Annotated in this window: 12 protein-coding genes; 3 read left to right on the top strand and 9 right to left on the bottom strand. The window is 69.8% G+C overall.

Translation table 11 applies throughout. The annotated features are described in order from the left end of the window. Positions 1-2: 2 nt before the first annotated feature. From AC1HIL_RS34580 to AC1HIL_RS34570, 3 genes are all read right to left on the bottom strand, one after another. On the bottom strand, positions 3-461 hold the full coding sequence (locus AC1HIL_RS34580; RefSeq protein WP_261217647.1) for a MarR family winged helix-turn-helix transcriptional regulator: 459 nt from the start codon (positions 459-461) through the stop codon (positions 3-5). A gap of 83 nt (positions 462-544) precedes the next feature. Further along, positions 545-1,336 carry an SDR family NAD(P)-dependent oxidoreductase gene (locus AC1HIL_RS34575; RefSeq protein WP_261217646.1) on the bottom strand — a complete coding sequence of 264 codons (792 nt, stop codon included), beginning with the start codon at positions 1,334-1,336 and terminating at the stop codon, positions 545-547. A gap of 34 nt (positions 1,337-1,370) precedes the next feature. After that, positions 1,371-2,318: an alpha/beta fold hydrolase gene (locus tag AC1HIL_RS34570; protein WP_261217645.1), complete on the bottom strand. Its 948-nt coding sequence runs from the start codon at positions 2,316-2,318 to the stop codon at positions 1,371-1,373. A gap of 120 nt (positions 2,319-2,438) precedes the next feature. Here AC1HIL_RS34570 and AC1HIL_RS34565 point away from each other — a divergent pair, with 120 nt between their 5' ends. Then, complete coding sequence (locus tag AC1HIL_RS34565) at positions 2,439-3,335, top strand: LysR family transcriptional regulator (protein WP_261217643.1); 897 nt, start codon at positions 2,439-2,441, stop codon at positions 3,333-3,335. 30 nt (positions 3,336-3,365) lie between these two features. Here the strand turns inward: AC1HIL_RS34565 and AC1HIL_RS34560 are convergent, their stop codons facing one another. Both AC1HIL_RS34560 and AC1HIL_RS34555 read right to left on the bottom strand, forming a co-directional pair. Next, positions 3,366-3,707, bottom strand: coding sequence for a helix-turn-helix domain-containing protein (locus AC1HIL_RS34560; RefSeq protein ID WP_261217642.1), 342 nt, complete (start codon positions 3,705-3,707; stop codon positions 3,366-3,368). A 120-nt stretch (positions 3,708-3,827) separates the two neighbouring features. Further along, the gene (locus AC1HIL_RS34555; protein ID WP_479668996.1) at positions 3,828-4,355 is read right to left on the bottom strand and encodes a cytochrome P460 family protein; all 528 of its coding nucleotides are present in this window, start codon (positions 4,353-4,355) and stop codon (positions 3,828-3,830) included. Between the two features lie 237 nt (positions 4,356-4,592). On the opposite strand from AC1HIL_RS34555, the gene AC1HIL_RS34550 reads away from it, so the two are divergent. Further along, the gene (locus tag AC1HIL_RS34550; protein ID WP_261217639.1) at positions 4,593-5,753 is read left to right on the top strand and encodes an acyl-CoA dehydrogenase family protein; all 1,161 of its coding nucleotides are present in this window, start codon (positions 4,593-4,595) and stop codon (positions 5,751-5,753) included. A 33-nt stretch (positions 5,754-5,786) separates the two neighbouring features. Here the strand turns inward: AC1HIL_RS34550 and AC1HIL_RS34545 are convergent, their stop codons facing one another. Continuing rightward, positions 5,787-6,782 (bottom strand): NADPH:quinone oxidoreductase family protein, encoded by a 996-nt coding sequence (locus AC1HIL_RS34545; protein ID WP_057595092.1) that lies wholly within the window; start codon positions 6,780-6,782, stop codon positions 5,787-5,789. 152 nt (positions 6,783-6,934) lie between these two features. Between AC1HIL_RS34545 and AC1HIL_RS34540 the strand changes: the two genes are divergently transcribed. Next, positions 6,935-8,047, top strand: coding sequence for a CaiB/BaiF CoA transferase family protein (locus AC1HIL_RS34540; RefSeq protein ID WP_261217637.1), 1,113 nt, complete (start codon positions 6,935-6,937; stop codon positions 8,045-8,047). Between the two features lies 1 nt (position 8,048). Here AC1HIL_RS34540 and AC1HIL_RS34535 read toward each other — a convergent pair whose 3' ends face one another. The 3 genes from AC1HIL_RS34535 to AC1HIL_RS34525 all read right to left on the bottom strand — a co-directional run bounded on the left by AC1HIL_RS34535 (position 8,049) and on the right by AC1HIL_RS34525 (position 11,732). Beyond that, positions 8,049-9,092, bottom strand: a complete 1,044-nt coding sequence (locus tag AC1HIL_RS34535) for an AraC family transcriptional regulator (RefSeq protein ID WP_057595090.1) — start codon at positions 9,090-9,092, stop codon at positions 8,049-8,051. Between the two features lie 80 nt (positions 9,093-9,172). Further along, positions 9,173-10,153, bottom strand: a complete 981-nt coding sequence (locus AC1HIL_RS34530; protein ID WP_057595089.1) for a Bug family tripartite tricarboxylate transporter substrate binding protein — start codon at positions 10,151-10,153, stop codon at positions 9,173-9,175. Positions 10,154-10,166: 13 nt separating this feature from the next. After that, the gene (locus AC1HIL_RS34525; protein WP_261217635.1) at positions 10,167-11,732 is read right to left on the bottom strand and encodes an AMP-binding protein; all 1,566 of its coding nucleotides are present in this window, start codon (positions 11,730-11,732) and stop codon (positions 10,167-10,169) included. Positions 11,733-11,736: the final 4 nt, after the last annotated feature.

The raw sequence follows: 11,736 nt of genomic DNA, 5'->3' as shown, positions 1-11,736 counted from the left end.
AATCAGGACGCCCGCGAGCTCAGCCGCTCGTCCGCGGCAATATCGAGCAAGGTGGTGCGCAATATCGCCGCTTCCGCTTCGCCGAACACCTCGCAGAAGCGGTCCTGCGCGCGCTGCCACAGCGGCTGCGCGCGGGCGACGAGCGCCTGCCCCTTGCGGGTCAGCACGACCTGCCGCTGGCGGCGGTCCGACTCGCCATGCTGCAGTGCCAGCAAGCCATCGCGTTCCAGTGGGCGCAAGGTGTGGCCCAGGGCGGAGCGGTCCATCACCAGCGCATCCGCCAGCACCTGGAGGCTGGGCGCCTCGCTGGCGCGCCGGCTCAACTCCATCAGGATCGAGTACTGGGTGGAGCGCAGCCCCACGGGTGCCAGCGCTTCGTCATAGAGCTGCGTGACGCGGCGCGTGGCCTTGCGCAGCGCGGTGCTGCAGCACATGCCGTGGTGGTGATGGGCGGAGGTCATGCGCAATTATGGGTATATGCCCATAAACCGCGAGGGCGGTAGTGTTTCCGCGGGGCGGCTCCCGGGCATTCACCGCGAGGTCGTCAGAAGGCGCTCTTGACCACGCCACCATCCACGCGCAGCGCAGCACCCGTCGTCGCCGACGCGAGCGGGCTCGCCACATAGGCCACGAGCGAAGCGACTTCCTGCGGCGTGGCGAAGCGCTTGATCAGCGAGGTCGGGCGGATCTGCTCGAAGAACTCCGCCTCGACCTGCTCGAAGCTCTTGCTGCTCGATCGCGCCATGCCCTCGACGAAGTCGCCGACGCCACGCGATTTCGTCGGGCCCGGAAGCACGCTGTTCACCGTGATGTTCGTGCCCGCCATCGATTCCGCGAGCCCGCGCGACACCGCGATCTGCGCTGTCTTCGTCATGCCGTAGTGGACCATCTCGGTCGGTATCTGCACCGCGCTTTCGCTCGAGATGAAGATGATCCGACCCCAGTTCGCCCGCTTCATCTCCGGCAGCACCAGGCGCGCGAGCCGCACGCCGCTCAGCACGTTGACGTCGAAGAAGCGCAGCCAATCCGCGTCGGGGATGTCCTCGAAGGCCTTGGCCTCGAAGATGCCGAGGTTGTTGACGAGGATGCCGATGCCGGGGTGGCGGCGCACGACCTCCTCGGCGGCGTCGGCCTGGCTGAGGTCCCCGGCGTAGCCGACCACCGTGCCCTGCGTCTCCGAGCGGATGCGCTCCACGGCCTCGTCGACCGATGCCTGCGATCGGCCGTTGACGATGACGCTGGCGCCCTCGCGGGCCAGCGTGTGCGCGATCGCGTAGCCGATGCCGGCGGTGCTGCCGCTGACCAGGGCCAGCTTGCCCTTCAGTTGTAGATCCATGTCGATGCTCCTTGTGTCGATGACCAGACGGGCGTCAGCCCAAAAAATTGACCAGCGCGGGAATGACCTGCTCGGGCGCCTCTTCCATCAGCCAGTGGCCGGACCCCTTGACGATCACGCCCTGCACGTGGGTCGCGACCATCTTGCCCTGGTCGATCAGGAAAGTGCCACCGGCCTTTTCCCCGGAGAGAACCAGCATCGGCATCGGCAGCGGCGTCTTGCCCAGTTCGGCGAACTCGGCCGCGTCCTGCTCGAAGGCCTTGAAGTACTCGAAGCCAGCGCGCATGCCGCCGGGCTGCGCGTAGGCCTTGGCATAGAAGCGGCGATCGGCCTCGGGCACCGAGCGCTTGGGGTCGGCCGCGAAGTCGTTCCAGAAATGCTCGAAGTAGATGCGCTCTCGTCCGTGCACCAGCGCCAGCGGCGTCGCGCCGTGGAAATGGAAATGCCAGAGGTCGCGCAGCAGCCAGACGTTCTGCCAGGCGCCGATGCCGGGCAGGAAGGCGTCCATGAGCACCACCTTGTCGGTCTCCGACGGGAACTGCGCGGCATAGGCATAGGCCACCATCAGGCCGATGTCGTGGCCGACGATGCTCACGTTGCGGATGCCGAGCGACTTGACGAGCTCGTGGATGTCGACGGCCATGTTCTTCTTGCCGTAGCCGGTCTCGGGCTTCGACGAATTGCCCGCACCGCGCAGGTCGGGCACGACCACGGTGTGCGTCTTCGCCAGCAGCGGCATCAGCGGGTTCCACATGTGGCCGGTCTCGGCGTAGCCGTGCAGCAGCACGATGGCCGGCCCGGTGCCGCCGATGCGGTAGTCGATGCGGGTGCCGTTCACCTCGGCGCTGCCTGCGCGAAAGCCCGGCACCGCGTCGACTGCGGGCGCGGCGTGCGCCACGGAGCCGAAGCTCAGCGCGGCGCCGAATGCGGCGGCGCCGGCGATCAGCGCGCGGCGGGTGGGGGCGGGATGGGTGGTGTTCATGTCTAGGCCTTTCGGTCTGTGTTTTGGGGTGAAGCGAATTTATGATTCAGCTTCACTTCCAGAAAGGCCCCAAAAGTGGTTTACTCATTCAGCTTTCATGAATGATTGGAGCCCAGGGCCATGGACCGATTGCGTGCGTACGAGGTGTTCGTGACCGTGGTCGCGCGCGGCAGCTTCGTCAAGGCGGCCGACGCGCTCGACACCTCCCCGGCCAACGTGACGCGCTACGTCAACGAACTCGAAGCCCACCTGCGCACGCGGCTGATCAACCGCACCTCGCGCCGCCTGTCGCTCACCGAGGGCGGCGAAGCCCTGTTCGACCGGGCGAAGTCGATCCTCGAGGAGGTGGCCGAGACCGAGGCGCTCGCGACCACCGCGTCGCTCCAGCCGCGAGGCCGCCTGCGCCTCAACGCGCCGCTGAGCTTCGGCAGCCTCGTGCTGGCACCGCTGTGGCCGAAGTTCATGGCGAAGTACCCCGATGTCGAACTCGACATCGCGCTCATCGACCGCGTGGTCGACATCGTCGAGGAGGGCTACGACCTCGCCATCCGCATCTCGCGGACCACCTCGGGCAATCACATCGCGCGCCACCTGGGCCGCTCGCAGAACCTCGTGTGCGCCTCGCCCGACTACCTGGCGAGGCACGGCATGCCCGAGGTTCCCGTGGACCTGTCACGGCACCCGTGCCTGGGCTACACCTATGGCGCGACCTCGGACGAGTGGCAGTTCGCCGGGCCCGGCGGAACGCTGGAATCGGTTCGCGTGCGCTGGGCCCTGCGCGCGAACAACGGTCAGACCGCCCGTGCCGCGGCCCTCGCCGGCGCCGGTGTCATCTGGCAGCCGAGCTTCGTGCTCGGCGAGGACGTGCGGGCCGGCCGGCTCGTCGAGGTCATGCCGGGCTATCACATGCCCCCCATCGACATCCTGGCGATCTACGCCAGCCGTCGCCATCTCAGCGCCAAGGTGCGGGTGATGGTCGACTTCCTGGTCGAGGCTTTTCAGGGGGCGACGATGTAGCGAGCGTGCGTTGCTCGACGCAGCGGATGCTCACGCGCCCACTTTGAAGCGTTCGGCGATGTAGGTGGCCGGCGGCTTGCCGAAGGCTTTCTTGAACATCGTGATGAAGGCGGACGGCGACTCGTAGCCCAGGCCATAGGCCACCTGCTGCACGGTCGCGCCGCCCGACAGTTCGCGAAGCGCGACGATCATGTGCAGCTGGCGCCGCCAGCGGCCGAAGCTCAGACCGGTCTGCGCCGTGCACAGCCGGGTCAGGGTGCGCTCGCTGGTGCCGGTCTCGGCGGCCCAGTCCTGCAGGGTCCGGCGGTCCGAAGGGTCGAGCGAGATGGCGCGCGCGCTCGCGCGCAGTTGCCGCGTGTGCGCTGAGTGCATTTCCAGACGCGGGCCGAGTGGCCGGACTCCACGCTCGTAGCGAACCACGCGATCGTTCGTGCCGTTTCTTTTCGCTCGGCCGGGGCAGTCCGCATGTCTTTCCCGTCAGGAGATTCCCCCTCAAGGCGCCAGCCGCGTGAACACATAGTCCCTGTCCTTCACCCGCGCCGCATGGCAGGCAAAGCAGGTCTGGTGCTGCGCGATGTCCACCGGCTTGCCGTCGACGAAGCGGCCGAAGCCCCAGCCGCCGGTGGCGGCGTACTTCTTCGAGTCCTTGACCATCACCTGCACCGTGGTCGCCATGCCCGGCACCAGCGCGGGCTCGAAATCCGGCGACTGCACGTGCTTCCACGCGAGCTTGGTCAGCACTGTGCCGTCGGGGAAAGGCAGCGTGCCCTTCTTGTAGGCATCGAGGGCGGTCTTGTTGCCGAGCACCACGCGCAGTTCGTTGAGCGGCTCGGACTCCAGCGCGGGCGCGATCAGCTGCCATTCGCGGTAGCCCTTGGGGATCGTCACGCCATAGATCGGCGATGCGGCGGACGTGGCGGGCACGGCGGGCTTGCCGTCCGCGGCGAGCGACACGGCTGCGAACGCGCAGGCGCCGAGCGCGAGCGTCACGGCGGCGATTTCCATGCGGAAGGTTTTCATCGAAGGCGTCCTTGAAGTGGGGGCGCCGCGATTCTTCGGCGCCTCCGCGCGCCATGGCGCGGCCTTCGTATGCCCGTGTATCCGCGCCGCGTACGCGACACACTGCGATTCGCCACGGACCGGGCGGCAATGTCATGCAGTTTGAACGACGGTGCCATGGAAGCCACACGCCCGCGCCGATCCAATCCATTGCGTTGACATGCCATCGGGCGCATGTCCGAACACGAGAGGCACACCATGGATTTCGAACTCGACCCCGCGCAACGCGATCTTCAGCAGCGCGCACGCAGCTTCATCGGGACGGTCGTCCTGCCGCACTACCGCGAATGGCCGGCCGCCAACTGCGACTACAGCCCCGAGCTCAATGCACACCTGAAGGCCAAGCTGGCCGAATACGGACTGGCCAAGCTGATCGTGCCGAAGGAATTCGGCGGCCAGGGCCTGGGGCCGATGGAGGACGTGATCGTGCTGGCCGAGTTCTCGAAGTCGCCGCGACGCATGCCCGGCGGGCCGTTCGCGCCGTGGCCGGTGCTCTACCAGGCGCCCGAGAAGATCCGCGAGAAGTATCTCTATCCGGTGCTCGAGGGCAGGACCGGCTGGTCGATGTGCTTCACCGAACCCGAGGCCGGCTCGGACCTCGCGGGCATCCGCACGACGGCGGTGCGAAAGAGCGACCACTGGGTGCTCAACGGCACGAAGATGTGGCGCACCGGCCATCACTTCGCGTCGTACACGGCGGTCGCGGCGGTCACCGATCCGAGCAAGGGCCCGAAGGGCATCAGCGTGTTCCTGGTCGACAACGACACGCCGGGCTTCACGAAGTCACGCGACATCCCGGTGATCGCGCGGCAGTGGGGCACGGAGCAGGAGGTGCGGCTCGAGAACGTGATCGTGCCAGCCGAGAACCTGCTGGGCGCGGAGGGCGAGGGCTTCTCCATCGCGCAGCACCAGTTCAATCGCTTCCGCCTAAGGCTGGGCGGCACCGCGCTCGGCATGGCCGAACGCAGCCAGGAACTGGCCGTCGAATACGCGCGCGAGCGCAGGGTGTTCGGCAAGGCGCTCGGCGACAACCAGGCGATCCAGTGGATGCTGACCGACAACCAGTACGACATCGAATCGATCCGCCTCAACACCTACTACGCGGCCTGGATGGTGGCGCGCGGCGGCTACTCGGCCTCGCGGATGCAGGCGGCCATGGTGAAGGCCTACTGCGTGGATGCGGGGCTGCGGGTGATCGACCGCTCGATGCAGGTGCTGGGTGGGCGCGGCCTCGCGATCGAGGACTATCCGTTCTTCGACTTCCACAACCTGCTGCGCATGTGCAAGCAGATGGAAGGCTCGACCGAGATCATGAAGATCGTGATGGCGCGCGAGATCCTGTCGGGCGAGTTGAACTGATGAAGAAAGCGGCGGCCCGGGCGGCCGCCGCCTTCACGCGACCACGACGATCTTGCCGAGCGCGCCGCGCGCATCGAGTCGCGCGATGGCCGCGGGCGCATCGGCCAAGGCGAAGGTCTCGGTCACCTCCGGCTGCAGCAGGCCCTCGCGCCACATCGCGAGCAGCGAGTGCACGTTGCGGTCGTTGAGCTTCGGGTCCTGCTGCACGAAGCTGCGCCAGTCCACGCCGACGATGTGGCGGCTCTTGAGCAGCGCCAGGTTGAGCGGCACGCTCGGGATGCCGGCGGTGAAGCCCACCACCAGGTGGCGGCCGCCGCGGCGCAGGCTGCGCAAGGAGGGTTCGGTGTAGCCGCCACCGACCGGATCGAACACCACGTCGCAGCCGTCGCCGCCGACCGCCTCCTTGAGGCGGCGCGCGAGCGCCTGTTGCGCCTCCCGGCCTTCCACCTGCTGCTCGTAGACCAGCCCGCACGAAGCGCCACGCGCCATCGCGAAGGCCAGCTTGGACGGCGAGGACACGGCGGCCACCACGCGCGCGCCGAGCGCATGCGCGACCTCGACCGCGGCCGATCCCACGCCGCCAGCGGCGCCGAGCACCAGGACCGTCTGTTGCGCACGCAGCTGGGCGGCATCGCACAGTGCGTGGTAGGCGGTGGCATAGGCGAACATGAAGGCGGCCGCCTGCGTGCGCGGCGTGTCGGCCGGCACGCGCACGCATCGCTGCTCCGCCACCGCGATGCGATCGGCCATGGCGCCCCAGCCGCAGCGGCCGATGACGAGGTCGCCCTCGCGCAGGCCCGACACGCCCGGGCCGGCCTGCTCCACCACGCCGCAGAACTCGCTGCCCGGAACGAAGGGCCGTTCGGGCCTGACCTGGTAGAGGTCGCGGATCAGCAACCCGTCGGGATAGTTGACGCCCACCGCGGCGATCTTCACGAGCACCTCGCCCTCGGCGGGCACCGGGTCCGGCAGTTCCTGCCACACCAGCGTCTCCGGTCCCCCAGGGCGATGACTCACCCATGCTTTCATGTTCGACTCCTTTGGTTGGCGCGATGATGAAAGGCCGGCCCGGCCCGCGCCATGACCGCCGCGCGCAACCCGCATGGCGCGGCGCGCAGGGGTCATGGGGAACGAGCGCGGCGGTCATCGCGGCCGTGCAAGCGCGACGGCACCATGCGGCGATGCACGACACGTCGAAGAACACGCCATCATCGCCCGCCGGCCCCTTGCGCGGCCTGCGGGTCGTGGAGTTCGCGGGCCTGGGCCCGGTCTCCTTCACCGCGATGCTGCTCGCCGACATGGGCGCGCGGGTCGCGCGCATCGAGCGGCCTGGCGCGGCGCAGATGGAGCGCGGCGCGACGATGCGTGGCCGCGGACGCCTCGCACTCGACCTGCGCGCGGCGGAAGGACTCGCGACCGCGCGCGAACTGCTGCGCCATGCCGACGTGGCGATCGAGGGCTTTCGTCCCGGCGTGATGGAAAGGCTGGGGCTCGGCCCCGCCGAGCTGTTCGCGCTGCGGCCCGCGCTGGTGTTCGGCCGCATGACCGGCTGGGGACAGGACGGCCCGCGCAGCCACCAGGCAGGCCATGACATCGACTACCTCGCGGTCGCCGGCGCGCTGCATCCCATCGGTCCCGTCGAGGCGCCCAGCGTGCCGCTGAACCTCGTCGGAGACTATGGCGGCGGCGCGCTCTACCTGGCCGTGGGCGTGCTCGCGGCCCTGCACGAGGCGGCGCGCAGCGGGCGCGGCCAGGTCGTCGATGCCGCGATCTGCGACGGCGCGGTGTCGCTGCTGTCGCTGATCCATGGCCTGCGCGCCGCCTCGCGCTGGCGCGACGAGCGGCAGGCCAACGTGCTCGATGGCGCCGCGCCGTACTACCGCAGCTACCGTTGCGCCGACGGGCTGCACCTGGCGGTGGGCGCGATCGAGCCGCAGTTCCATGCCGAATTTCTCGCGCGCCTGGGCCTGGATGCCAAGGCGTTCGCGCAGCACGATCGCGATCGCTGGCCCGAGCAGGCGCGCGCGCTCGAGGCGCTGTTCGCGCGCGAGCCACGCGCGCACTGGGAGGCGTTGTTCGAAGGCGGCGACGCCTGCGTCGCGCCAGTCCACAGCCTCGGCGCGAGCACGCGCGATCCGCACCTCGTGGCGCGCGGCACCTTCGTCGAACTCGAAGGCGAACTGCAGCCCGCGCCGGCGCCGCGCTTCAGCCATTCACCTTCGCTGCCGCGCCCCGCGACATCGGTGGTGGCCGATGCGCACTGGCTGGCGGACTGGGCGCGGCCAGGACCCTGAATCAGGAGGCCGGCGGGTTGGCCCGGTACTCGGTCGGCCCCGTGCCGGTCCAGCGCCGAAAGGCCCGATGGAAGGTGCTGTACTCGGCGAAGCCCAGCCGCAGCGCGATGGTCTCGAGCTTCACATGGCCCTGGCGCACCATGTCGAGCGCCGCGCGGCGGCGCACGTCGTCGCGCAGTTCGGAGAAGCCGCAGCCCTCGTCGACCAGATGCCGTCGCAGGGTCACCGGCGTCATGTGGAGGCGGGCCGCCACGTCGTCCAGGCTCATCGGCGTGCCCACCTGCGCGCGCAGGATGGACTTCACGCGGTCGCTGACGCGGCTCTGGTCGTAGTAGCGGGTGATGAGCATGCGCGGCGCTTCCGAGAGGAAGCGGCTCAGGCGCTCCTCGCCGCCGATGATCGGCAGCGAGGCCAGGTGGCATTCGAGCCGCAGCGCGGTGAACGGCTGCTCGAAGCGGATCTCGCGCGTGTCGTAGGTGCGCAGCGTCTCGGCGCTGGCCGGCCGGCGCGGATACGAGAACTCCACCGCGGTCAGCGGAATGCGGCGGTCGACCAGCCAGCACATGAACTGGTAGAGCAGGAAGATGGTCGCCCCATGCAGCGCCACATGCCGCTCGGGTGAGAGCGCGCGCAGCGGCTTGAGCCAGACGATGGCCTCGCCGCCTTCGCGGCGGATCTTGATCGAGAAGTCGTCGACCACCAGCGCATAGAAGCGGCCGATGACGACCAGCGCCTCGCCGAGCGTGCGGCAATTGACGATCAGCCGGCACAGGGTGTGGAAGGTGCCCGGCGGTATCGGCCGCGAGGCGATGCCCCAGGCCTCGTCGCGCGCGCGCCGCGCCAGCAGGATCAGGAAGCGCGTGAAGGCCTGCTCGCTGACGCGCAACCCGCGCGCATCCAGCTGCCGCGGATCGATGCCCGAACGGCGCAGTACCGCCTCGGCCTGCGCCGGCGGCAGGGCCGCGCTGCGCAGGAACAGCTGCACGAACCAGCCGGCGATCGGCGGCGGCGTGGCGCTCGGCGAGGGGCCGGGGGCGGCGGTCATGAAGCGGGCGGGTGCGGACTGGTGCGGGAAGGCGCGGGCATGCGCTTCGCATTGTCGCGCCGCCCGCACGCGCGGCGCCGTCAATCGGCCGTGATGTTGAAGCGCCGGCTCAGCGCCTCCCAGTGGCGGTACTCGTTCTGCATCGCGGCGGTGATCTGCTCGGGCGTCTCGCTGCTGGGCTCGAGGCCCGCGAGCTGCAGCCGGCCGACCATGTCGGGCTCCTGCAGGATGGCGCGGATCGCGTTGCGCAGGCGCTCGGCCACCGGCGCCGGCGTGCCCGCGCGCAGGAACAGGCCCCACCAACCCGTGTAGTCGAAGCCTGCATAGCCGAGCTCGTGCAGCGTCGGCACCTGCGGCAGCGCCGTCAGCCGCTTGCTGTGCGCCACCGCGATCGAGCGCAGTCCCTTGTCGCCCTGGCGCTCGATCGCGGTGGCGGCCGAGACGAAGGCCATCGGCACGCGTCCCCCCAGCATGTCCTGCAGCAGCGGGCTGGTGCCGCGGAAGGCCACGTGCGGCATCTCGATGTTCCAGGCCGCGCGCAGCTGCTCGCCGTAGATGTGCGAGGTCGAGCCCGCGCCATAGGAGCCGAACGAGAAGTTGCCCGGGTTGGCCTTGGCAGCGCGCGCGAGGTCGGCCAGGCTCTGGTAGGGGCTCGACGCGGGCACCACCAGCACCACCGCCTGGCGGCCCAGCAGCACCAGCGGCTCGATGTCCTTGGCGAAGTCGTAGGGCGGCTTGCCGCGCGACAGCGCGATGTTCTGGATCAGGCTCGTGATGTGGAACAGCACCGTCAGGCCGTCGGGCGGCTGGCGCAGCAGGTACTGCGTGCCGATGAGGCCATTGGCGCCGGCCTTGTTGTCGACCAGCACGGTGCGCGCGAGCACCTCCTGCAGGCGCTGCGCGAGCGGGCGCACCACGGGGTCGGCCGCGCCGCCGGCGGCATAGGGCACGAGCAGGGTCAGCGGCCGGGTTTCCTGCTGCGCGCTGGCCAGCTCGGGCAGGCCGGCCAGCGAGGCCAGCAGGGCCATCGTCCAGTGCCTGCGTCCGATGTCGATCGTCATGGTCGGGTCTCCGTCACGGTTGGGAAGCGGGCGCGGCGAGCGCGCGGTAGCGGTCGCGCACCACGCGTTTGAGCAGCTTGCCGGTCTCGGTGCGCGGCAGCTCGGTCGCGAAGTCCACGCTGCGCGGGCACTTGATGGCCGACAGATGGGCGCGGCAGTGGTCGATGAGCTGCTGCGCGGTCGAGGCACCGGCGAGCGCCGGGTCCTTGAGCTGGACCACGGCCTTCACCTCCTCGCCGAACTCGGCATGCGGCACGCCGATGACGGCCACCTCGTGCACCAGCGGATGGTCCTGCAGCAGGTTCTCCGCCTCCTGCGGATAGATGTTCACGCCGCCCGAGATGATCATGTTGGCGCGCCGGTCCGTGAGGTAGAGGTAGCCCTCGGCATCGACGTGCCCGATGTCGCCGAAGGTGCCCCAGCCCTGCGGCGTGTGGGTCTCGGCTGTCTTCACCGGATCGTTGTGGTACGCGAAGCTCGGCCCGCCCTCGAAGCAGACTAGGCCGTCGACCATCGGCGCGCATTCGCCGCCGTCGTCGCCCACGATGTGCAGCACGCCCTGCTTCGCGCGGCCCACCGAGCCGGGATGCGCGAGCCATTCGGGCGCCGAGATCGCGGTTGCGCCGGCGCGCTCCGAGCCGGTGTAGTACTCCCAGACGATCGGGCCCCACCAGTCGATCATTCGGCGCTTGACCTCGATGGGGCAGGGCGCGGCCGCATGCAGCGCCAGCCGGTGACTCGAGAGGTCGTGAGCCGCGCGGCGCTCGGCCGGCAGCGCGAGCAGGCGGATGAACATCGTCGGCACCCATTGCGAATGCGTGACGCGCCAGCGTGCGATCGCGGCGAGCGCGCCTTCGGCATCGAAGCGGCGCATCAGCACCACCGTGCCACCGAAGGCCACGCAGCGCACGCTGAAGCGCAGCGGCGCCGCATGGTAGAGCGGCGCGGGCGAGAGATAGACGCTCGCCGGATCGAAGGCGAAGAACGAGAGCCAGTCGCCCGCGAGCGCCTTGCGCAGCTGCTGGTCCTCGAGCTTGTGCTTGATGCCCTTGGGCCGGCCGGTGGTGCCCGAGGAGTAGGCGAAGTCCAGGCCCAAAGGCCGGTCGGGCAGCGGCGGCACCGGGCCGTCGGCCTCGACCAGCGCGCGGTAGCTCGCGGCGCCGTCGACCGGATCGTCGGCGTCGATGCAGAGCACCTCGTCGAGCTGTTCCGGCCAGGCCGCGCGCTCGGCCCAGGGCCGCAGCGCCGTCTCGGTCAGGAGGATGCGCGCGCCCGAGTCCCGCAGGATGTAGTCGATCTCTCCCGGCGTGAGGTGCGTGCTGATCGGCACGTAATAGAGGCCCGCGCGGCGCGCGGCGAAGGTCAGCTCGAAGTATTCGAGCCGGTTGCCCAGCAGGATCGCCACCACCTCGCCGGCCTCGAGGCGGGCCGCGAGGAAGCGCGCGAGCCGCGCCGAGCGTTCGTGCAGGCGCCCGTAGTCCAGCGTTTCGCCGGTCTCGGCCAGGATGGCGGCCGGTCGTGCGGGGGCCTCGGCGGCGAAGCGCGCCAGGCCGTCAAGGACAGGTTCTTTCGGTGGCAAGACG

This window comes from Variovorax sp. ISS6, from assembly GCF_056523145.1.
This window is presented reverse-complemented; position numbering and strand designations above follow the sequence as displayed.